General features: G+C 62.2%; 19 protein-coding genes. 6 read left to right on the top strand and 13 right to left on the bottom strand.

Annotation, left to right across the window (positions count from 1 at the left end; translation table 11 throughout):
- Nucleotides 1-56: 56 nt before the first annotated feature.
- Both BLU37_RS00805 and ygfZ read right to left on the bottom strand, forming a co-directional pair.
- Nucleotides 57-878, bottom strand: coding sequence for an HDOD domain-containing protein (locus BLU37_RS00805; protein ID WP_019361952.1), 822 nt, complete (start codon nucleotides 876-878; stop codon nucleotides 57-59).
- Between the two features lie 23 nt (nucleotides 879-901).
- Entirely contained in the window at nucleotides 902-1843 is a 942-nt protein-coding gene (gene ygfZ, locus BLU37_RS00800; protein ID WP_090201948.1) for a CAF17-like 4Fe-4S cluster assembly/insertion protein YgfZ, read from the bottom strand.
- 151 nt (nucleotides 1844-1994) lie between these two features.
- On the opposite strand from ygfZ, the gene BLU37_RS00795 reads away from it, so the two are divergent.
- Both BLU37_RS00795 and BLU37_RS00790 read left to right on the top strand, forming a co-directional pair.
- Nucleotides 1995-2249, top strand: coding sequence for an FAD assembly factor SdhE (locus tag BLU37_RS00795; RefSeq protein WP_010452868.1), 255 nt, complete (start codon nucleotides 1995-1997; stop codon nucleotides 2247-2249).
- Nucleotides 2233-2685: a protein YgfX gene (locus tag BLU37_RS00790; protein WP_010452870.1), complete on the top strand. Its 453-nt coding sequence runs from the start codon at nucleotides 2233-2235 to the stop codon at nucleotides 2683-2685. Before BLU37_RS00795 ends, BLU37_RS00790 begins: the two co-directional genes overlap by 17 nt.
- On the opposite strand, the gene nadB is transcribed toward BLU37_RS00790, so the two are convergent.
- Nucleotides 2654-4270, bottom strand: coding sequence for an L-aspartate oxidase (gene nadB, locus BLU37_RS00785; RefSeq protein ID WP_081354394.1), 1617 nt, complete (start codon nucleotides 4268-4270; stop codon nucleotides 2654-2656). The two genes, BLU37_RS00790 and nadB, sit on opposite strands and share 32 nt — an antisense overlap.
- Nucleotides 4271-4820: 550 nt before the next feature.
- Between nadB and rpoE the strand changes: the two genes are divergently transcribed.
- From rpoE to BLU37_RS00765, 4 genes are all read left to right on the top strand, one after another.
- Nucleotides 4821-5402: an RNA polymerase sigma factor RpoE gene (gene rpoE / locus BLU37_RS00780; protein WP_010452874.1), complete on the top strand. Its 582-nt coding sequence runs from the start codon at nucleotides 4821-4823 to the stop codon at nucleotides 5400-5402.
- Nucleotides 5403-5433: 31 nt separating this feature from the next.
- The gene (locus BLU37_RS00775) at nucleotides 5434-6024 is read left to right on the top strand and encodes a sigma-E factor negative regulatory protein (RefSeq protein ID WP_090201947.1); all 591 of its coding nucleotides are present in this window, start codon (nucleotides 5434-5436) and stop codon (nucleotides 6022-6024) included.
- A gap of 8 nt (nucleotides 6025-6032) precedes the next feature.
- Nucleotides 6033-7007: a MucB/RseB C-terminal domain-containing protein gene (locus BLU37_RS00770; RefSeq protein WP_090201946.1), complete on the top strand. Its 975-nt coding sequence runs from the start codon at nucleotides 6033-6035 to the stop codon at nucleotides 7005-7007.
- Between the two features lie 238 nt (nucleotides 7008-7245).
- Nucleotides 7246-8676 carry a DegQ family serine endoprotease gene (locus BLU37_RS00765; RefSeq protein WP_090201945.1) on the top strand — a complete coding sequence of 477 codons (1431 nt, stop codon included), beginning with the start codon at nucleotides 7246-7248 and terminating at the stop codon, nucleotides 8674-8676.
- Between the two features lie 110 nt (nucleotides 8677-8786).
- Here the strand turns inward: BLU37_RS00765 and BLU37_RS00760 are convergent, their stop codons facing one another.
- The 10 genes from BLU37_RS00760 to BLU37_RS00715 all read right to left on the bottom strand — a co-directional run bounded on the left by BLU37_RS00760 (nucleotide 8787) and on the right by BLU37_RS00715 (nucleotide 20486).
- Nucleotides 8787-9272 carry an RDD family protein gene (locus tag BLU37_RS00760; RefSeq protein ID WP_090201944.1) on the bottom strand — a complete coding sequence of 162 codons (486 nt, stop codon included), beginning with the start codon at nucleotides 9270-9272 and terminating at the stop codon, nucleotides 8787-8789.
- 141 nt (nucleotides 9273-9413) lie between these two features.
- A complete protein-coding gene (locus BLU37_RS00755) occupies nucleotides 9414-9626 on the bottom strand; it encodes a cold-shock protein (protein WP_010452884.1) in 213 nt (70 codons plus the stop codon).
- 377 nt (nucleotides 9627-10003) lie between these two features.
- Nucleotides 10004-11128 (bottom strand): glycine cleavage system aminomethyltransferase GcvT, encoded by a 1125-nt coding sequence (gcvT, locus tag BLU37_RS00750; RefSeq protein WP_090201943.1) that lies wholly within the window; start codon nucleotides 11126-11128, stop codon nucleotides 10004-10006.
- A gap of 49 nt (nucleotides 11129-11177) precedes the next feature.
- Complete coding sequence (locus BLU37_RS00745; protein ID WP_090201942.1) at nucleotides 11178-12554, bottom strand: L-serine ammonia-lyase; 1377 nt, start codon at nucleotides 12552-12554, stop codon at nucleotides 11178-11180.
- Between the two features lie 252 nt (nucleotides 12555-12806).
- On the bottom strand, nucleotides 12807-15656 hold the full coding sequence (gene gcvP, locus BLU37_RS00740; protein WP_090201941.1) for an aminomethyl-transferring glycine dehydrogenase: 2850 nt from the start codon (nucleotides 15654-15656) through the stop codon (nucleotides 12807-12809).
- A gap of 9 nt (nucleotides 15657-15665) precedes the next feature.
- A complete protein-coding gene (gcvH, locus tag BLU37_RS00735; RefSeq protein WP_010451155.1) occupies nucleotides 15666-16043 on the bottom strand; it encodes a glycine cleavage system protein GcvH in 378 nt (125 codons plus the stop codon).
- Nucleotides 16044-16431: 388 nt separating this feature from the next.
- A complete protein-coding gene (locus BLU37_RS00730) occupies nucleotides 16432-17940 on the bottom strand; it encodes a sigma-54-dependent transcriptional regulator (protein ID WP_090201940.1) in 1509 nt (502 codons plus the stop codon).
- A 94-nt stretch (nucleotides 17941-18034) separates the two neighbouring features.
- Entirely contained in the window at nucleotides 18035-18394 is a 360-nt protein-coding gene (locus BLU37_RS00725) for a DUF5064 family protein (protein ID WP_010451160.1), read from the bottom strand.
- Between the two features lie 57 nt (nucleotides 18395-18451).
- On the bottom strand, nucleotides 18452-19381 hold the full coding sequence (gene arcC / locus BLU37_RS00720; protein ID WP_090201939.1) for a carbamate kinase: 930 nt from the start codon (nucleotides 19379-19381) through the stop codon (nucleotides 18452-18454).
- A gap of 94 nt (nucleotides 19382-19475) precedes the next feature.
- Nucleotides 19476-20486 (bottom strand): ornithine carbamoyltransferase, encoded by a 1011-nt coding sequence (locus tag BLU37_RS00715; protein ID WP_090201938.1) that lies wholly within the window; start codon nucleotides 20484-20486, stop codon nucleotides 19476-19478.
- Between the last annotated feature and the right edge of the window lie 58 nt (nucleotides 20487-20544).

Raw genomic sequence — 20544 nt, 5'->3', positions numbered from 1 at the left:
AGAGCCCACCTGCAACGCGTGCAGGCCCGCTCGTCAGACCTGGCCTGAAGGCCAAGTCAGTTGAGCATCATCCGCGCATCATTGAGCTTCTCGATCCAGGCCTCGCTGTTCGGGTCGAGCCCCAGTTTGCGAAAGGCCGGCAGACTGCTCGGCTCGACATGGGCGAAGGCCTGCGTCGTGCCCTGGTGGCAGAACACCGTGGCGATCTGCACCAGGTCGACGTAATCCAGGCTCGCGCTGTCGCGTTGCAGGTCCAGGTACTGGCCCGGCAGCGTGGCCAGTCGCTTGGGGAAGTCCCACACCCGTAGCAGCTTGTCACCCAGTATCGGGTGAATGCTGTCGATCATATGATCCAGGCTCAGCGGGTCGGCCAGCAGTTCGTAATGATCCTCGGCATACGTCAGGATCGGTAGCGCGCCGATCTGGTGTACCAACCCGCCGAGGGCGGCCTGATCCGGCTTGAGCTGGGTGAAGTCGCGACACAGTACGTAGCAGATGCCGGCGATTTCCAGGCTCTTGCGCCAGATATCGCGCATCTTCTGTTCGACTACCTCGGAGCGGGCATGGAAGATCTGCTCCATCACCAGGCCGATCGCCAGGTTACTGCTGTAGTTCACCCCCAATCGGGTGATGGCGGTATACAGATCGGTCACTTCATGGCTGGCACGCAGTAACGGGCTGTTGACCACCTTGATCAGGCGCGCCGACAACGCAGTATCGCCGCCGATCACCTTGCTCAAGGTGCTGACGCTGATCTCCGGATCTTCGGCCGCCTCGCGAATCTTCAGGGCGACCTCCGGCAGCGTGGGCAGCACCAGGTCATCGTTATCGATGGCTGCTACCAAGTCCCGCAGGACCTTATCCGCCAGCTTGTTCATTCGTGGTCTCTACAGCGGTGCGATTAACGCTGGATTTCGCGGTCGCGGTCCAGTTGATAAGGCAGATCCAGCAGTGCCAGTACGGGGCCTTGCAGATCGCCCAGGTGGACAGTGCCTTCTTCGGCCGCTTCAGCCTGCAGCACAGCCAGCAGTTCGATACCGTCTTCGGCCCTGGCCGCGATCACCACCTCACCGATGGCGCTGTTATGAGACGGCGAAAACAGTTCGGCACCCGGTTGCGGCAGTTGCTCGGCGCTCAGCTCCAGGCGATACAGGCGGCGCTTGAGCTTGCCCAGGTACTGCATGCGCGCGACGATTTCCTGGCCGGTGTAGCAACCTTTCTTGAAGCTGACGCCGCCGACGGCCTGCAGGTTGAGCATCTGCGGGATGAACAGCTCGCGGGTCTGTGGCATGACCTGGCCGATGCCGGCACGAACCTGGCCGAGCAGCCAGGTATTGAGGTCGGCTTCGCGCAGATGACTGGTCAGTTGGGCCCGTACCGATTCGGCCTGCGCCGCCGGCACCCAGAGTTCGCTGCGCCCGGGCGATACGCGTACCGCGATCAGGCCATTGGCACGGACCGCGCTGTCGTTGTCGTGTGGCAACTCCAGACCCAGGCTGGCCAGAACGGCGTCGGCGTCGCCGAGGCCGAAACGGACCCAGCCGGCGCTTTCATCGCTGAGCTTGGACTTGGAGAACACCGCATACTTTTTCAGGTCCGCCAACTGGGGCTCAAGCAGCTCGCTGGCCATGGCCAGCAACACCCCATCGCCTTCGAGCAGGATGCGAAAGCTCGATTGCATGCGGCCTTTTTGCGTGCAGCGCGCGCCGAGGCTGGTATGGGTGTCGCTGAGGTAATTGAGGTTGCAGGTCAATTGGCCTTGCAGGAACTTGCTGGCATCGGCGCCGCGGACGGCGAGAACGCCTTCGTGGGAAAGGCTACAGAAAAAAGCGGAATCGGCCATGGGTCTTCGCAGCATGAAAAGGTCTGGTACACATCATAGAGGGGTGCCCTGGAAATGGATAGTTTACAAAGCGCGGTGCCATGCCGACCAAAGCCGACTGTGCGGTGACGATCAGGCCTGTATACTTGCGCGCAAATTCGAGGAGTGTTCCATGGTCGAAGATGTAGAACTCAACCGCCTCTATTGGCACAGCCGTCGCGGCATGCTGGAGCTGGACGTGCTGCTGGTCCCCTTCGTCAAGGAGGTGTACCCGCACCTGAATGACGTCGACCGCGAGTGCTATCGCAATCTGCTCGAGTGCGAGGATCAGGACATGTTCGGCTGGTTCATGGAACGTGCCGAGTCGCCGGACCCTGAGCTGCAGCGCATGGTGCGCATGATCCTGGATCGTGTTCAGCCCAAGTAATCGCTTCGAATGCCGCTGGCAGGCCTCACGGCTGTTGCTGGCGGCCTATCTCGGGGCCTTGTGCCTCTCGCTGTTGTCGTTGCTCCTGCTGGATATCCCGTTCTGGGCAAGCCTGTCCGGGGCGTTTGCGTGCCTGTTGCAGGCTGCCTGGGTGCTGCCGCGACACATCCTGTTGAATCATGCGTCGGCGGTGACCGGACTGCGTCGTGACGAGCAGGGCTGGCAACTCTGGAGCCGGGCAGACGGCTGGCAGCCGGTGCAGTTGCACCGCGACAGCCTGGCCTTGCCCTGGTTGGTGGTGCTGCGTTTTCGTCGACGCGCAGACTGGCTGCCGCGCTCGGTCTGCGTGCCCCGCGACGCGCTGGCGCCCGATGTGCATCGGCGCCTGCGCGTGCGGCTCAAGTTCAGCCGACGTAGGTGGGCGGTACCAGGATAGTGTCCAGCGCCTCGGGGAGCAGGTCCGGGTAGTCGAGGGTGTAGTGCAAGCCCCGGCTTTCCTTGCGCTCCATGGCGGAGCGGATCATCAGCTCCGCCACCTGGGCCAGGTTGCGCAGTTCGATCAGGTCGCGGCTGACCTTGTAGTTGCTGTAGAACTCATCGATCTCGTCGAGCAGCAGGCGCACCCGGTGTTGTGCCCGTTGCAGGCGCTTGTTGGTCCGCACGATGCCCACGTAGTCCCACATGAAACGCCGCAACTCGTCCCAGTTGTGGGCGATGATCACGTCTTCATCGGAGTCGGTGACCTGGCTCGCATCCCAGCTGGGCAGGGCCGTGGGCTGGGCGATCTCGGGCAGTTGCCGGAGGATGTCGGCTGCCGCCGAACGGGCATAGACGAAGCACTCGAGCAGCGAGTTGCTGGCCATGCGATTGGCGCCATGCAGGCCGGTGAAGCTGGTTTCGCCGATTGCATACAGGCCGGGGACATCGGTGCGGCCCTGCTGGTCGACGAGGATGCCACCGCAGGTGTAGTGCGCGGCAGGCACCACCGGGATCGGCTGGCGGGTGATGTCGATGGAAAACGCCAGGCAGCGTTCGTACACCGTCGGGAAGTGCGTCTTGATGAAGGCTTCGGGTTTGTGGCTGATGTCCAGGTAGACGCAGTCGATCCCCAGGCGCTTCATTTCATGGTCGATGGCCCGGGCGACGATATCCCGTGGCGCCAGTTCCGCCCTCGGATCGAAACGCGGCATGAAGCGTTCGCCATTCGGCAGCTTGAGATGCGCGCCTTCGCCACGCAGGGCTTCGGTGATCAAAAAGCTCTTGGCCTGCGGGTGATACAGGCAGGTCGGATGGAACTGGTTGAACTCCAGGTTCGCCACCCGGCAGCCCGAGCGCCAGGCCATGGCGATGCCGTCACCGCAGGCACCGTCGGGGTTGCTGGTATAGAGGTAGACCTTGGCCGCGCCGCCCGAGGCCAGAATGGTGAAGCGCGCGCCATGGGTATCGACCTCACCGGTGCTGCGATCGAGCACGTAGGCGCCCAGGCAGCGCTCGCCGTCCAGGCCCAGGCGTTTCTCGGTGATCAGGTCGACGGCCACGCGCTGTTCCAGCAGTTCGATATTCGGGCGCTGCCGGGCCTGTTCCAGCAGGGTCTTGAAGATCGCCGCGCCGGTGGCATCGGCGGCGTGGATGATGCGCCGATGGCTGTGGCCGCCCTCGCGGGTCAGATGGAACTCGAAACCGCCGTCGTCGACCTTGGCATTCTCGTCGCGGGTAAAGGGTACGCCCTGGTCGATCAGCCATTGGATGGCCTCGCGGCTGTGCTCGACGGTAAAACGTACCGCGTCCTCATGGCACAGGCCGCCGCCCGCGTTGAGGGTATCCTCGACGTGGGATTGCACCGTGTCGGTATCGTCCAGTACCGCCGCGACCCCGCCCTGGGCCCAGAAGGTCGAGCCGTTGGCCAGGTCGCCCTTGCTCAGCACGGCAATGCGCAGGTGGCCCGGCAAGGTCAGCGCCAGGCTCAGGCCGGCGGCACCACTGCCAATCACCAGCACATCGTGTTGAAAATGTTGGCTCATCTCAATCAATCCGAAAAAGGCACCGCGTGAACGGTGCGGCGGGCCCGGTCAAGTCAGGGCTCGGAACTCGCCACGCAGCCTACTGGTAAGTGCTGAAGGGGATCGGCACAATAGCCGGGCCTTCGTGGCATTGTGAAATTACCGCGGGCAGGAAGTGTGCGCCACTCCGGATCGTCGTGCATGTGGTTTTGCACGGTAAGACGATGATTTTTCGGCGATAACAAGGTTCATGCAGTCTTTGCCCGATGGCACGGCACAATGCTATTACTTACCCTGGCGTCCGGGAACTTTTAACGGGGTCCGGGCTCCAAAGAAGGGGACAGCGTCGGTTGTCTGCGCAGCCTGATCCAGGGATGCGCCAGCAGAATTCGACGACAAGATCATTCACGCAGCCGGCCAGGGCCGTACTGCGTTTTTCGTGTGGGTCCGTTTGACGGGTCGCAGGAAACTTGCTTGAAGGGGGAGAACTTTTGCCAACAGCCCGAGTCTATGTTTACAAGCCTGATCGATTAGCAATGGCAACCTCCTTCAAGTCCTATGAGGAGCGTTCATGCTAACCCAGGAAGAGGATCAGCAGCTGGTCGAGCGCGTTCAACGCGGCGACAGGCGTGCTTTTGATCTGCTAGTGCTGAAATACCAGCACAAAATTCTCGGGTTGATCGTGCGATTCGTGCACGACACCCATGAAGCCCAGGATGTTGCACAGGAAGCGTTTATCAAGGCCTACCGTGCGCTGGGGAATTTTCGCGGTGACAGTGCGTTTTATACCTGGCTGTACCGCATCGCCATCAACACGGCGAAAAACTATCTGGTATCCCGCGGTCGCAGGCCACCAGACAGTGATGTGAGTTCCGAGGATGCCGAATTCTACGACGGCGATCATGGCCTCAAGGACCTTGAGTCTCCGGAACGTGCGTTGCTGCGGGATGAGATCGAAGGCACCGTCCATCGGACCATCCAGCAACTGCCAGAAGATTTGCGTACGGCGTTAACTTTACGTGAATTCGATGGTCTGAGTTATGAGGACATTGCAGCCGTCATGCAATGTCCGGTGGGCACCGTGCGCTCCCGGATTTTCCGCGCTCGGGAGGCCATCGACAAAGCCCTGCAGCCGTTGTTGCAGGAAACCTGAGACAGCGGCGACAGCCAAGAGAGGAATCGTCATGAGTCGTGAAGCCCTGCAGGAATCGCTGTCCGCGGTGATGGATAACGAAGCGGACGAATTGGAATTGCGTCGAGTGCTCAATGCGCTTGATGATGCCGACACTCGTGCAACCTGGTCTCGTTATCAGATTGCCCGGGCAGTGATGCACAAGGATCTGTTGGACCCGCGCCTGGATATCGCATCGGCTGTATCGGCGGCGCTGGCGGGTGAGGATGTACCTGCCAAGAGCATTCGCGGTCCATGGCGCACCCTCGGTCGCCTGGCAGTTGCGGCTTCTGTGACCGTGGCGGTGTTGGCCGGTGTGCGCTTCTACAACCAGGACGACATCGTCGGTGCGCAACTGGCCCAGCAAGCGAACCAGCTAGGTCTGGCAGCTCCAACGGCCAAGGGGCCGGCGGTACTGGCCGGTTACACCGAAGGCTCCGAGCCTACCGGCCCGATGGCCAGCGGGGTGTTGCAGCAAGGTCAGGCCGGCTGGGATCAGCGCCTGCCAGGCTACCTGCGTCAGCATGCTCAGGAAGCGGCCTTGAAAGGCACCGAAAGCGCGCTGCCTTACGCACGTGCCGCCAGCCTGGAAACCGCCAAGTAAGGAGGATCATGCGCGCACTCCCTCTTTTATCGCTAGCCCTGGCCGGTGGGTTCGCCCTGACCGCCCAGGCCGACGAAGCCCAGGACTGGTTGAGCCGTCTTGGGCAAGCCGAGCAGCAGCAAAGCTTCCAGGGCACTTTTGTCTACGAACGCAATGGCAGTTTCTCGACCCACAGCATCTGGCATCTGGTCCAGAATGGTCAGGTTCGTGAACGCCTGCTGCAACTCGACGGTTCAGCACAAGAGGTGGTACGCGTCGATGGTCGCACCGAGTGTGTCAGTGGCACCTTCGTCGCAGGGCTTGGCGCATCGCCCGATGCTCACACCCATTCCCTCGATCCGCAAAAACTCAAAGCCTGGTACGACATCAGCGTTGCGGGCAAGTCCCGTGTTGCTGGTCGGGCGGCAGTGATCGTTTCGCTGACGCCTCGCGACCAGCACCGTTATGGTTTCGAACTGCACCTGGACCGCCAGACCGGCTTGCCATTGAAGTCGTTGTTGATCAACGATAAAGGGCAATTGCTGGAGCGGTTCCAGTTCACCGACCTCAATACCCGCGATATCCCCCAGGAAAGCGAGTTGCAGGGCGGTGCCGACTGCAAACCGGTGGCCTTGGCCAGCACCCAGCCACAGGCGAAGGTGCAGGACGGCAAGGTTGCCCAGCAATGGCATTCCGATTGGCTGCCACCGGGCTTCGACCTGGTGAGCAGTACTTCGCGTTTCGATCCGCAGACCAGGACCCGGGTCAGCAGCCTGATGTATGACGATGGGCTGGCGCGTTTCTCGGTGTTTCTGGAGCCCCTCAACGGCGCCAATATCACCGATACCCGCACTCAACTGGGACCGACCGTCGCAGTTTCCCGGCGCCTGACCACCCCTGCCGGGGAAATCATGGTCACGGTGGTGGGGGAAATTCCCATCGGTACCGCCGAACGCATCGCCTTGTCGATGCGCTCCGGCGACGTACAGACTGCCAAGCAGTGAGAGGCTGATCCAATGACGCCTGCTGACTCGATCATGCCCTCAACTGCACGCTGATTGGCGGCGAGGTCGAAATGTCTGGTGATCATTTTTTCTTGCAAATTAATCTGGATTTTCCTATAGGTCAGGACCCTTTCGGTCCTGGCCTTGTTTGTTATTTCCGGTCCGTAATCCAGGCTTAATCGTCTTTGGGTTTGATGGTACCTGTCGCTTAACCATGCTCGTTGTTCACGGGAGCCGTATGTCGATACCAAGCTTGAAATCCTATCTGTCCATTTTCGCCACCGTTCTGCTGCTCGGGCAGGCGGTGACGGCCCAGGCCGCAGACCTGCCCGATTTCACCCAGTTGGTGGAGCAGGCCTCGCCAGCGGTGGTGAACATCAGTACCACCCAGAAGCTGCCGGACCGCAAGGTTTCGGATATCCAGGGGCTCGAGGGCTTGCCTCCGGAGATCCAGCAGTTCTTCCGCGGCTTCCCGCAACCACGTGGCCCCAAAGGGGGTGGCGGTGGTCGGCAGCGCGAGGCCCAGTCGCTGGGTTCGGGCTTCATCATCTCCAATGACGGCTACATCCTGACCAACAACCACGTGGTCGCCGATGCCGACGAGATCCTCGTTCGCCTGGCTGACCGCAGCGAGCTGAAGGCCAAGCTGGTCGGCACCGACCCGCGTTCCGACGTCGCCCTGCTGAAGATCGACGGCAAGAACCTGCCGACCCTCAAACTGGGCAAGTCCAAGGACCTGAAGCCCGGCCAGTGGGTGGTTGCCATCGGTTCGCCGTTCGGTTTCGACCATACCGTGACCCAGGGTATCGTCAGCGCCGTGGGCCGCAGTCTGCCGAACGAGAACTATGTGCCGTTCATCCAGACCGACGTCCCGATCAACCCGGGCAACTCCGGTGGTCCGCTGTTCAACCTCAATGGTGAAGTGGTCGGGATCAACTCGCAGATCTATACCCGTTCTGGCGGCTTCATGGGCGTGTCCTTCGCGATCCCGATCGATGTGGCCATGGACGTGTCCAACCAGTTGAAAGCCGGTGGCAAGGTCAGCCGTGGCTGGTTGGGCGTGGTCATCCAGGAGGTCAACAAGGACCTGGCCGAATCGTTCGGTCTGGACAAGCCTGCTGGTGCCCTGGTCGCCCAGGTGCAGGATGACGGTCCGGCGGCGAAGGGTGGCCTGCAGGTCGGTGACGTGATCCTCAGCATGAACGGCCAGCCTATCGAGCTGTCGGCCGATCTGCCGCACCTGGTCGGGGCGCTGAAGGCGGGCGAGAAAGCCAAGCTGGAAGTGGTTCGCGAAGGCCAGCGCAAGACCATCGAACTGACGGTCGGGGCGATCCCGGACGAAGGCAAGGAAATGGATGGCGGCAAGTCGGCAGCGGCCGAGCGTAGCAGCAACCGCCTGGGCGTTTCCGTCTCTGACCTGAGCGATGACCAGAAGAAGGCCAATGACCTGCTCAAGGGCGGCGTGGTCATCAAGGAAGTCCAGGATGGTCCTGCGGCACTGATCGGCCTGCAGCCGGGTGATGTGATCACGCACCTGAACAACCAGGCGATCACCGATGCCAAGCAGTTCACCGACATTGCCAAGGCCTTGCCGAAGAATCGTTCGGTGTCGATGCGCGTTCTGCGTCAGGGACGTGCCAGCTTCATCACCTTCAAGCTGGCTGAGTAATCACCGCCGGTTTGTCGGTGAAGCCGGTGCCGCGCTGTCGCGCTGGCACCGAGATATGAAAAAGCCCGCCTCGATCCGAGGCGGGCTTTTTCATGGGTGAACGCAAAGTCTCAGCGTTGCTTGGGAATGCGTACCAGCTGGCTGTCGGAGTAGATGTCGTGCCAACTGCGTTTGTTCTTGTCGAAGAGCACCCAGATGAAGCCCAGGCCAGCAAAGATCCAGGACACGATGGCGATGAGAAAACGCAGCAGAGCCTGCCAGAGGCTGATGGCCGAACCATCGGCGTTCTGCACGCGAATGCCCCAGACTTGCATGCCCAGGGTCTGGCCCTTGTAGGTCCAGAATTTGGCGAAGAAGCCGAACAGCACGCAGAACATCACGGTCGAGAACAGCGGATCGCCGTCCAGGGCTCCGGCTTCCGTCAGGGTCCTGAGGCGTTCTTCGCCCATGATCGCCATCTGCGCCAGCTTGTAGAGGAAGCCGGTCACGATCAGCAGAGCGGTGCACAGCAGGAAGTCATAGAACATTGCCGCCAGGCGACGGCCCAGGCCGGCGGCGGGGAAGTCACCCTGTGGGCTGAGTACGTGCTTCGTCATGGGGCTTTCTCTCAAGGAAAAGGCCATTTTACGAAGCTACCTCTATAAAACCAGCGCTACCTGGGCTGATGCACAAAACCGCACACACAAAAAAGCCCCTGATGTCACCATCAGGGGCTTTTCATGGTCTGAAAACTGAACTCAGTTCTCGGCGATGACTTCGTCAGCCTGCATGCCTTTCTGGCCTTGCACGGCAACGAAGGTCACTTTCTGGCCTTCTTTCAGGCTTTTGAAGCCGTTGCCCTGAATGGCGCGGAAGTGGACGAACAGATCCGGACCGCTTTCAGGAGTGATAAAACCAAAACCTTTCTCGTCGTTAAACCACTTGACGGTACCGCTCTGACGTGTGGACATTTCTTATTTCCTTTGACACTAAAATTAATGACAGCCCCTTTCACCTGAAAGAGTACTGGGCTGGGTTGCAGGAAAGTAAGAGACGTCGAACGGGTTGTAGCAAAACTTAGAGCTACTGCCCAGGTCACGATTCCAAGCGACCCATGCAAACACAGTAGGGAAACTCTACGCCAACTGTGGGAGAAAAAACAAGCCCCAGCCCAGCCCGCAGTTTGAGGCGGTTTGCCGCAGTTTTCGGGCTTCGGCGGGGTTGTCTCGGAAATACACTTAGCCCGATTGTTATAAGCCAAGTTCATTTGTGAATATATGCACTGATTTGTGGCGATGACGTTACAAACCAGTGCACAGTTTATTACCCTTAGTTGTTACTGAAGGTATCAACCACGATAGTAACGCTGCGCAACAAATGGCATTTTGCTGACTTTCAGCGGTATGCGCTTGCCGCGCACGATGGCCCAGACCTCGCTATCCAGGGCGCAGTAGGCGCTGTCCAGATAGCCCATCGCCAGAGGTGCGCCGAGGGACGGGCCGAAGCCGCCGCTGCAGACGTTACCGATGACCGTCCCGGCGGCGTCGACGATTTCCGCGCCTTCACGCACCGGTGTACGTTCCTGGGGCAGTAGGCCGACCCGCTTGCGTTTCACCCCGTGCTGTTGCTGGGCAAAAATCTGTTCGGCTCCCGGGAAACCACCGGCGCGTGCGCCATCGGCGCGCCGGGCCTTGGACACGGCCCAGAGCAGGCTGGCTTCGACCGGAGTGGTCTGCTCGTTCATGTCATGCCCGTAGAGGCACAGGCCGGCTTCCAGCCGCAGGGAATCGCGGGCACCCAGGCCGATGGCCTCGACTTCGGTTTCGGCCAACAGGCTGCGGGCCAGGCATTCGGCACTGGCCGCCGGCACGGAAATTTCGAAACCGTCTTCGCCGGTGTAACCCGAACGACTGACGTAGCAGTCGACCCCCAGCAGGCGCAACGGCGCGAACTGCATGAAGGTCATCCGGCTGACTTCCGGTGCCAGGCGCGCCAGCACGGTCACCGCGGCAGGGCCTTGCAGGGCGAGCAGGGCACGCTCTTCGAACAGCGGTTGCACCTCGCACAGATGCCCCAGATGCGTTTGCAGGTGGGCCAGGTCCTGTTCCTTGCAGGCGGCGTTGACCACCAGGAACAGTTCGTCGTTACCCAGGTTGGCGACCATCAGATCGTCGAGAATGCCGCCGTTTTCGTTAGTGAACATCGCATAGCGCTGCTGGCCTACCGGCAGGTCGACGATATCCACCGGAACCAGGGCTTCCAGGGCCTTGGCGGCTGCGGCACCGACCAGGCGGATCTGGCCCATGTGCGAAACATCGAACAGCCCGGCCTGCTCGCGGGTGTGCTGGTGTTCCTTCAGTACGCCTAACGGGTACTGCACCGGCATTTCATAACCGGCGAACGGCACCATACGGGCGCCGAGTTGCAGGTGCAGGGCATGCAGCGGGGTTTTCAGCAGGTTATCGGTGGACATCTTCAAACTCCTGGAAATTGCCGGGAGGCCGCTTGCGCCGCCTCGCCGATCAGCATTCGATAATGTTTACGGCCAGACCGCCACGGGCGGTCTCCTTGTATTTGCTCTTCATGTCGGCACCGGTCTGGCGCATGGTGCGGATCACCTTGTCGAGGGAGACGAAGTGCTGACCATCGCCGCGCAAGGCCATCCGAACGGCATTGATGGCCTTGACCGAGCCCATCGCGTTACGCTCGATGCACGGCACCTGCACCAGCCCACCGATCGGGTCGCAGGTCAGTCCGAGGTTGTGTTCCATGCCGATTTCGGCGGCGTTCTCGACCTGTTGCACGCTGCCGCCGAGCACTTCGCACAGGGCGCCGGCAGCCATCGAGCAGGCCACGCCGACTTCACCCTGGCAGCCGACTTCGGCACCGGAGATCGAGGCGTTTTCCTTGTAGAGGATGCCGATCGCGGCAGCGGTGAGCAGGAAACGCACCACGCCATCCTCATTGGCACCGGGAATGAAGCGCATGTAGTAATGCAGCACGGCGGGGATGATCCCGGCAGCGCCGTTGGTCGGTGCGGTGACCACGCGGCCGCCGTTGGCGTTTTCCTCGTTCACCGCCAGGGCGTAGAGATTGACCCAGTCCAGTACCGACAAGGCATCGCGCAGCGCCGCCTCCGGGTTCTTGCACAGTTGCCGATGCAGTGCAGCGGCTCGGCGCTTGACCTTGAGGCCGCCCGGCAGGATGCCTTCGTTGCGGCAACCGGCGGCGACGCAGTCCTGCATCACCTGCCAGATCTTCAGCAGCCCGGCACGAGTTTCCGCTTCGGGCCGCCAGGCGCTTTCGTTGGCCAACATCACCTGGCTGATGGACAGGCCGTAGGTGTTGCAGTGGCCCAGCAGTTCCTTGGCGCTCTTGAATGCAAAGGTCAGCGGGGTGCTGTCCTCGACGATGCGATCGGCACCGGCGGCATCTTCATCGACGACGAAACCGCCGCCCACCGAGTAGTACTCGCGGCTGCGGATCTGGATACCGGCGCTGTCGAAGGCGCGGAAGATCATGCCGTTGGGGTGATAGGCCAAGGGCTTGCGGATCATCGCCAGGTGAAGTTTTTCGTTGAATTCGATGGTGTGCTCGCCGAGCAGCTTCAAGCGTCCTTCGTTGCGAATGGCTTGCAGGCGCTTGTCGACGGTTTCGGTATCGACGGTATCGGGGTATTCACCTTCCAGCCCGAGCAACACGGCCTTGTCGCTGCCGTGGCCCTTGCCGGTGGCGCCGAGTGAGCCGTACAACTCGACCTTGACGCAGGTGGTCTGTTCCAGCAACTGCTCGCGACGCAAGCCTTCGACGAACCGTGCGGCGGCGCGCATCGGTCCGACGGTGTGGGAGCTGGAGGGACCGATGCCGATCTTGAACAGGTCGAACACGCTCAGGGACATGGTGGTTCTCCGTTTTTTCTAATAATTATTGGCGTAAACCTTCGTGGATACGCTTAACAGGCCATTTTGCAGGAGACAGCGTGTGGCGAGCGGGCTTGTCGGAACGCCGCAACGCCCCGCTCGGCTGCGAAGTCGCCGTGAAAACAGCCAATGCGTTCTTTCTGATGCAACGCAGTGGTTGGTTTCGACGGCGCAGCGCACCCCAGTGGGGCCGTGCGGCGTTCCGACAAGCCCCTTCGCCACAATGAAACGTTAAGCGTAGTTCTCGATCGACGGGCAGGCGCAGACCAGGTTGCGATCGCCGAACACGTTGTCGACGCGCCCGACCGGTGGCCAGTACTTGCCTTCGACCAACGACGCCACCGGATACACCGCCTGTTCGCGGCTGTACGGGTGCGACCATTCGCCGACCAGTTCCGCCGCCGTGTGCGGGGCGTTCTTCAGCGGGTTGTCGTCCTTGTCCAGGCTGCCGTTTTCCACCGCGCGGATTTCTTCGCGGATGCGAATCATGGCGTCGCAGAAGCGATCCAGTTCTTCCCTGGATTCACTTTCGGTCGGCTCGATCATCAGCGTGCCGGCGACCGGGAACGACATGGTCGGTGCATGGAAGCCGAAGTCGATCAGGCGCTTGGCGACGTCATCGACGCTGATGCCGCTGCTGTCCTTCAACGGACGCAGGTCGAGGATGCACTCGTGGGCCACCAGGCCGTTGCTGCCGGTGTAGAGCACCGGGTAGTGCTCCTCCAGACGCCGGGCGATGTAGTTGGCATTGAGGATCGCCAGTTGCGAGGCGCGCTTGAGGCCTTCACCGCCCATCATGCGGATGTACATCCAGGTGATCGGCAGAATGCTTGCGCTGCCGAACGGTGCCGCGCAGACCGCGCCTTCCTTGCGCTCCATGACGCCATGACCCGGCAGGAACGGCGCCAGGTGCGATTTCACACCGATCGGGCCGACGCCCGGGCCACCACCACCGTGGGGAATGCAGAAGGTCTTGTGCAGGTTCAGGTGCGAGACGTCGCCGCCGAACTTGCCCGGGGCGCAGAGGCCGACCATGGCGTTCATGTTGGCGCCATCGATGTAGACCTGGCCGCCGTTGTCATGGACGATGCCGCAGATTTCGCGGATACCTTCCTCGAATACACCGTGGGTCGACGGGTAGGTGATCATCAGCGCGGCGAGGTGTTCGCGGTGCTCGATGGCCTTGGCCCGCAGGTCTTCGATGTCGACGTTGCCACGGGCATCGCAGGCTGTAACCACCACGCGCATGCCCGCCATGTTGGCGGTGGCCGGGTTGGTACCGTGGGCCGACGATGGGATCAGGCAGATATCGCGACGGCCTTCGCCACGGCTCTGGTGATAAGCGCGGATCGCCAGCAGGCCGGCGTATTCGCCCTGGGAGCCGGCGTTCGGTTGCAGGGACACCGCGTCATAGCCGGTGGCGGCGCAGAGCATCGCTTCCAGTTCGTCGGTCAGTTGCTGGTAGCCGGCACTCTGTTCGGCCGGGGCGAACGGGTGCAGGGCACCGAATTCGGCCCAGGTCACCGGGATCATTTCGCTGGCTGCGTTGAGTTTCATGGTGCACGAACCCAGCGGGATCATGGTGCGATCCAGTGCCAGGTCCTTGTCGGCCAGCTTGCGCAGGTAGCGCATCAGCTCGGTTTCCGAGTGATAGCGGTTGAACACCGGATGGCTGAGGATCGGCGACTGGCGCACCAGGGTTGCCGGAATGGCGCTGGAGACCGACGCGGCGAGGGCGGCGAAGTCCGGCAGTGCCTTGCCTTCGGCCAGCAGGCTCCACAGGGTTTCCACGTCGGCCTGGCTGGTGGTTTCGTCCAGGGACAGGCCCAGGCGTTCGCCATCGACGACCCGCAGATTGATCTGCCGGGCGCGTGCCTTGTCATGCAGGGCGGCCGTGTGGGCGCCGGTCTTGAGGGTCAGGGTGTCGAAGAAGGCGCTTTGCTCGACGCACAGACCCAGCGCGTCCAGGCCCTTGGCCAGAATGGCGGTCAGGTGATGGATACGGTTGGCGATCTGCACCAGGCCTTTGGGACCATGGTAGACGGCGTACATGCTGGCGATGTTGGCCAGCAGCACCTGGGCGGTGCAGATGTTGCTGGTGGCCTTCTCGCGACGGATGTGCTGTTCGCGGGTCTGCATGGCCAGGCGCAGCGCCGGCTTGCCGAAACGGTCAACGGACACCCCGACCAGCCGGCCGGGCATGTCGCGCTTGAACGCATCGCGGGTGGCGAAATAGGCCGCGTGTGGGCCACCAAAGCCCAGCGGTACACCAAAACGCTGGGCGCTGCCGAGGGCGACATCGGCACCGAATTCACCCGGCGGGGTCAGCACGGTCAGGGCCAGCAGGTCGGCGGCGACGGCCACCAGGGCGTTGGCGGCATGGAAGCGTTCGGTCAGCTCGCGGTAGTCGAACAGGTCGCCGTTGCTGGCCGGGTATTGCAGCAGGGCACCGAAGAAGGCGCTGACATCGCTCAGTTCACGCTCGTCGCCCACCACCACCTCGATGCCCAGTGGTTCGGCACGGGTGCGCAATACGTCGAGGGTCTGCGGGTGGCTGTGCACGGAAGCGAAGAAGGCGTGGCTGCCCTTGTTCTTGCTCAGGCGCTTGCAGAAGGTCATGGCTTCGGCGGCGGCGGTGGCTTCGTCGAGCAGTGAGGCGTTGGCGATCGGCAGGCCGCTGAGGTCACTGATCAGGGTCTGGAAATTCAGCAGCGCTTCCAGGCGGCCCTGGGAAATTTCCGGTTGGTACGGCGTGTAGGCGGTGTACCAGGCCGGGTTTTCCAGCAGGTTGCGCAGGATCGGCGCCGGCGTGTGGCAATTGTAGTAACCCTGGCCGATGTAGGTCTTGAACAGCTGGTTCTTCGCCGCGATGGCCTTGATCGAGGCCAGGGCATCTGCCTCACTCTGACCGGCCGGCAGGTCGAGAACGCTGGTGCCCTTGATGCTGTCGGGAATCACGCTGGCGCTCAGGGCTTGCAGGGAGTCGAGCCCGAGGGTGGCGAGCATGGCCTGCTCGTCATCCTGGCGCGGGCCGATGTGACGGGCGATGAATTCGTTGGCGGTGCCGAGGTTGATGGTCATGGCGATTCCTCAGGCCTGGGCTTTGATCAGACGGTCGTAAGCGTCCTGATCCAGCAGTTGCTCGACAGCGGCCGCATCGGCGGGTTTGAAGCGGAAGAACCAGCCATCACCCAGCGGGTCTTCGTTGACCCGTTCCGGGCTGTCTTCCAGTGCCGGGTTGATTTCCAGCACTTCGCCGTCCAGGGGCATGTACACGCCGCTGGCGGCCTTGACCGATTCCACGGTGGCGGCTTCGGAGCCCTTGTCGTAGCTCTGCAGTTCCGGCAGTTGAACGAATACCACATCACCCAGGGCGTTCTGGGCGAACGCCGTGATCCCGACCGTTACGCTGCCATCGGCTTCGGTGCGCAGCCATTCGTGGTCTTCGGTAAAACGCAACTCGCTCATGGAAACTCCTCAAGGGCCAGATTCGTCTGGTGGACGCTGATAGAAGGCGAGGACTGCGCCCCGCTTGAATGGGACTCCCTTAGCAAGTTCGCGGCCAATCTTGTCAGAGCCTTTGAAATCAAGGGTTTGGCGGAAGTTTCGAGGGGATTGGGCGGGATGCGCTGTAGCGAAATCGCTACAGCCTTGGCGGCCGGAAAAAGCGCAACAGGATCAAAGCCTTGTCAGACAGGGGACGCGTGCGTGTGTAGCGAAATCGTTCCGCTGTATCGTTTTCAGCACAGATGGGTGTCGCTTCTGGACTGGTTTGCTGTAGGAGCCGGGCTTGCCCGCGAAGCTTTTGGTGTCCCTACTGGCCTCTTCGCGGGCAAGCCCGGCTCCTACAGGTTCCTCAGGGTTTTCCGGGGATTGCGTATTTTCGCAGGCGATGGGCTATCGCGGTATGGGAGGTCTGCAGACGGTTGGCCAGTTGGCGGGTCGAGGGGTACTGGGCGTAGAGCTTTTCCAGCAGGTCACGTTCGAAATCCTCGACCGCCTGTTCCAGGCTTTCGATTTCGCCGTCACTCTGGCGCGCCACGGAGGTGCCGGCGATGTCCAGGTCGCCGATATCCACCAGGCTGCTCTCGCAGATCGCCGCCGCGCGGAAGATCACGTTCTGCAACTGGCGGACGTTACCCGGCCAGCGGTTGCCGAGCAGCGCCGGGTAGGTCCCGGGCGCGAGCCGGCAGACCGGGCGCTGGATCTGCGTGCAGGCCTGCTGCATGAAGTAGCGCGCCAGCAGCAGGATGTCCTGGCCACGCTCGCGCAGTGGCGGTACTTCGACGTTGAGCACGTTGAGGCGGTAGAACAGGTCTTCGCGAAAGTTGCCCTCGCTGACCATCTTCTCCAGGTCTCGGTGGGTGGCGCTGATGATGCGCACGTTGACCTTGACCTCGCGGTCACCGCCGACCCGGCGAAAGCTGCCGTCATTGAGAAACCGCAGCAGCTTGGCCTGCAGATACGGCGACATCTCGCCAATTTCGTCGAGAAACACCGTGCCCTGGTTGGCCAGCTCCATCAGCCCCGGTTTACCCCCGCGCTGGGCGCCGGTGAAGGCACCGGGGGCATAGCCGAACAGCTCGCTTTCGGCGAGGCTTTCCGGCAGTGCCGCGCAGTTCAGGGCGAGGAACGGTGCACCGTAACGGGCGCTGATGGCATGACAGGCACGCGCGACCAGTTCCTTGCCGGTGCCGGTTTCGCCCTGGATCAGCAACGGTGCATCCAGCGCCGCGACCCTTTGTGCCCGGGCCTTGAGGGTCCGAATCGGCACGGACTCGCCGAGCAACGAGTCGAAACCTTCGGCATGGTCGTGATGCAGTGCGGACAGGCGCTCACCGATCCGATTGTGTTGATACAGCGTCAGCAGGGCGCCCGCGTCGGTGATCGGCGTGGCATCGAGCAGCAGGGTCTGGCCGTTGACGGTGATCTCCCGCAGCGGCAGGCGAAAGCCGTTTTCCAGCAGGGCATCCAGCAGGCCGGGGTCGGCGAACAGTCCGGCGATGCTTTCGCCCGCCGGCTCACGTCCATACAAGGCGATCATCGCCGGGTTGGCGAGCAGTACCAGACCTTGGCTGTCCAGGGCCAGGACCGGATCGGTCATGGCCGCGAGCAAGGCATCGAGCTGCAGGTGCCGGCGTTGCCCGGGAAGGATGTCGACCACCGTCACCGCTTGCACACCACGGACGCTGAACAGCGCGTCGCGCAGTTCTTCCAGCACTTGCGGGCTGAGGGTCGGCGCATCGATGTAGACGTTGGGCGGAACCATCTCCACCGCATCCAGGTTCAGGTTGCGCCCACCGAGCAGCGCCAGGACCTCCTGGGTGATGCCAACGCGGTCGATGAAGCTGACGTGGATACGCATGGGACGGGCTACGGTTCCGGGCGAGAAGGGCGCAATTATGCCATCTCTGCCGGAGGCTTCCCACGTGCATGATCGGCGTGGGTGGGGACACGCGCTATTGGAGGTGCTCGGGCTTCATCGGGTCGCCGGATTTGACGTGAAGCTGCGCGCGTACATCCTCGAACATCTCGTCGTAGTATTTGTGCATCGACGCGATATTGGCGCTCTTGGGCAGGCCATGCTGCTGGGCGATACGGCTGGCATAGCGGGCGAAGTCGAAGGCCTGGTCCTTGGCCAGGAAGAATGTCTCGTCGAGCGGCTTGCCCTCGATGGTGCCGTGCAACCTGAATTGCATGCCCTGGCCTTCGCGCGGATCCTGGGCGAGCTCGTAGTCGATACACAGGTTGTAGCTGAAATCGTCCTTGTTCAGGGCGTGCCGTTCGGTGTGCAGGTGACCGGGCTCGAACTGGGCCATGGCGGTGTCTCCTTACCAGGTGTCAATAGGGCAGACCCTGGCCTGCCCCGAAGGTTCTCATGAATAAACGATGCCGGGCCGGGCGGTACTGATCCGGGTCCCCGCTTTACCTTGGACGATCGCTTCGATATCCGCCAGTGAGCCGATCACCGCGACCTTGCCGGTCTGGCGTGCGAACTCGCAGGCGGCCTCGATTTTTGGGCCCATGGAACCGGCGGCGAAACCAAGTTTTTCGAGTTCGTCGGGGTGCGCCTGGACGATGGCTTTCTGGTTTGGCTTACCCCAGTCGACAAAGGCCGCGCTGACGTCGGTGGCGATCACCAGCAGGTCACTTTCCAGTTGCCGGGCCAGCAGCGCCGAGCACAAGTCCTTGTCGATCACCGCTTCGACACCCTGCAACTTGCGGTTGTGGTCATACATCGTCGGAATCCCACCTCCGCCTGCGCAGATCACGATACTGCCGTTTTCCAGTAACCACTGGATCGGACGGATCTCGAAGATACGTTGCGGTTTCGGGCTGGCGACCACCCGACGAAAATGCTCACCGTCGGGGGCGATGCTCCAGCCTTTTTCCGCCGCCAGCCGTTTGGCCTCGGCTTGGGTATAGACCGGGCCGATCGGTTTGCTCGGCTGCTGGAAAGCCGGGTCGGCAGGGTCGACCTCGACCTGGGTCAGCAGGGTGGCGAAGGGCACGTCGACGTCCAGCAGGTTACCCAGTTCCTGTTCGATGATATAGCCGATCATGCCTTCGGTTTCCGCTCCGAGCACATCTAGCGGGTAGGGCGATACCGGCGTGTAGGCGGCCGCCTGCAACGACAGCAGACCGACCTGCGGACCGTTGCCGTGGGCGATCACCAGTTGGTTGCCGGGATGGATTTTCGCGATCTGCTCGGCGGCGATGCGGATATTGGCGCGTTGGTTGTCTGCGGTCATGGGTTCACCACGACGCAGAAGGGCATTGCCGCCCAGGGCTACGACGATACGCATGGTGCAAGTCCTTCTTCGAGAGCGGTGTGGCCGGTTTTCGTGGGAGCAGGCTTGGGGCCGCCAAAGGCTTCGCGGGCAAGCCCGCTCCTACAGGTCAGATATCTGCCAGGGCCGCCACCAGGATCGCCTTGATGGTGTGCATGCGGTTTTCCGCCTGTTCGAAGGCGATGTTGGCCGGCGACTCGAACACCTCTTCGGTCACTTCCACGCCATTGGCCAGGTGCGGATAACGCGCGGCGATATCCTTGCCGACCTTGGTGTCGCTGTTATGGAAGGCCGGCAGGCAGTGCATGAACTTCACCCGTGGATTGCCCGCGGCCTTCATCAGTCGGCTGTTGACCTGGTACGGCAGCAACTGCTCGATACGCTCGTCCCAGGCTTCCACCGGCTCACCCATGGAGACCCAGACGTCGGTGTGGATGAAGTCCACGCCCTTGACCGCCGCTACCGGGTCCTCGGTGAGTGTGATACGCGCGCCACTTTCCTCGGCGAACGCCTGGCACTGGGCGATGAAGTCTTCGTGGGGCCACAGCGCCTTCGGTGCGGCGACACGCACGTCCATGCCGAGCTTGGCGCCGATCATCAGCAGCGAGTTACCCATGTTGTAGCGCGCATCGCCCAGGTAGGCGTAGCGGATGTCATGCAGCGGCTTGTCGCTGTGCTCGCGCATGGTCAGCACGTCGGCGATCATCTGCGTTGGATGGAATTCGGCGGTCAGGCCGTTGAACACCGGCACACCGGCGAACTGCGCGAGTTCCTCGACGATCTCCTGGGCAAAGCCACGGTACTCGATGGCGTCGAATATCCGGCCCAGCACGCGGGCGGTGTCCTTCATGCTTTCCTTGTGGCCGATCTGCGACGACACCGGGTCGATGTAGGTGACGTGGGCGCCCTGGTCGTGGGCCGCGACCTCGAAGGCGCAGCGGGTGCGGGTCGAGGTTTTCTCGAAGATCAGCGCGATGTTCTTGCCCTGCAGGTGCGGGCGTTCGGTGCCGGTGTACTTGGCGCGCTTGAGGTCGCGGGACAGGTCGAGCAGGTAGTGCAGTTCGCGGGTGGTGTGGTGCATCAAGCTCAGCAGGCTGCGGTTGCGCATGTTGAAAGCCATGGTGTGGATCTCCTCGATAACGGTCGTTGTCGCGATGGTTCGGTCTTTCCCGCCCGGC

The organism is Pseudomonas asplenii (assembly GCF_900105475.1).
GTDB classification, from domain to species: Bacteria; Pseudomonadota; Gammaproteobacteria; order Pseudomonadales; family Pseudomonadaceae; genus Aquipseudomonas; species Aquipseudomonas asplenii.
Note: the sequence above shows the minus strand (reverse complement) of the source record. Positions and strands in the feature narration are given on the sequence as shown.

What these genes read in the sequence shown, in the direction of transcription:
- ygfZ (WP_090201948.1), bottom strand. Translation starts at nt 1,843, where the DNA reads ATGGCCGATTCCGCTTTTTTCTGTAGCCTTTCCCACGAAGGCGTTCTC.
- BLU37_RS00730 (WP_090201940.1), bottom strand. Translation starts at nt 17,940, where the DNA reads ATGCGTATCCACGTCAGCTTCATCGACCGCGTTGGCATCACCCAGGAG.
- arcC (WP_090201939.1), bottom strand. Translation starts at nt 19,381, where the DNA reads ATGCGTATCGTCGTAGCCCTGGGCGGCAATGCCCTTCTGCGTCGTGGT.
- BLU37_RS00745 (WP_090201942.1), bottom strand. Translation starts at nt 12,554, where the DNA reads ATGTCCCTGAGCGTGTTCGACCTGTTCAAGATCGGCATCGGTCCCTCC.
- BLU37_RS00725 (WP_010451160.1), bottom strand. Translation starts at nt 18,394, where the DNA reads ATGGCCCAGTTCGAGCCCGGTCACCTGCACACCGAACGGCACGCCCTG.
- BLU37_RS00775 (WP_090201947.1), top strand. Translation starts at nt 5,434, where the DNA reads ATGAGTCGTGAAGCCCTGCAGGAATCGCTGTCCGCGGTGATGGATAAC.
- BLU37_RS00765 (WP_090201945.1), top strand. Translation starts at nt 7,246, where the DNA reads ATGTCGATACCAAGCTTGAAATCCTATCTGTCCATTTTCGCCACCGTT.
- gcvT (WP_090201943.1), bottom strand. Translation starts at nt 11,128, where the DNA reads ATGTCCACCGATAACCTGCTGAAAACCCCGCTGCATGCCCTGCACCTG.
- gcvP (WP_090201941.1), bottom strand. Translation starts at nt 15,656, where the DNA reads ATGACCATCAACCTCGGCACCGCCAACGAATTCATCGCCCGTCACATC.
- rpoE (WP_010452874.1), top strand. Translation starts at nt 4,821, where the DNA reads ATGCTAACCCAGGAAGAGGATCAGCAGCTGGTCGAGCGCGTTCAACGC.
- BLU37_RS00760 (WP_090201944.1), bottom strand. Translation starts at nt 9,272, where the DNA reads ATGACGAAGCACGTACTCAGCCCACAGGGTGACTTCCCCGCCGCCGGC.
- gcvH (WP_010451155.1), bottom strand. Translation starts at nt 16,043, where the DNA reads ATGAGCGAGTTGCGTTTTACCGAAGACCACGAATGGCTGCGCACCGAA.
- BLU37_RS00715 (WP_090201938.1), bottom strand. Translation starts at nt 20,486, where the DNA reads ATGGCTTTCAACATGCGCAACCGCAGCCTGCTGAGCTTGATGCACCAC.
- BLU37_RS00770 (WP_090201946.1), top strand. Translation starts at nt 6,033, where the DNA reads ATGCGCGCACTCCCTCTTTTATCGCTAGCCCTGGCCGGTGGGTTCGCC.
- BLU37_RS00795 (WP_010452868.1), top strand. Translation starts at nt 1,995, where the DNA reads ATGGTCGAAGATGTAGAACTCAACCGCCTCTATTGGCACAGCCGTCGC.
- nadB (WP_081354394.1), bottom strand. Translation starts at nt 4,270, where the DNA reads ATGAGCCAACATTTTCAACACGATGTGCTGGTGATTGGCAGTGGTGCC.
- BLU37_RS00755 (WP_010452884.1), bottom strand. Translation starts at nt 9,626, where the DNA reads ATGTCCACACGTCAGAGCGGTACCGTCAAGTGGTTTAACGACGAGAAA.
- BLU37_RS00805 (WP_019361952.1), bottom strand. Translation starts at nt 878, where the DNA reads ATGAACAAGCTGGCGGATAAGGTCCTGCGGGACTTGGTAGCAGCCATC.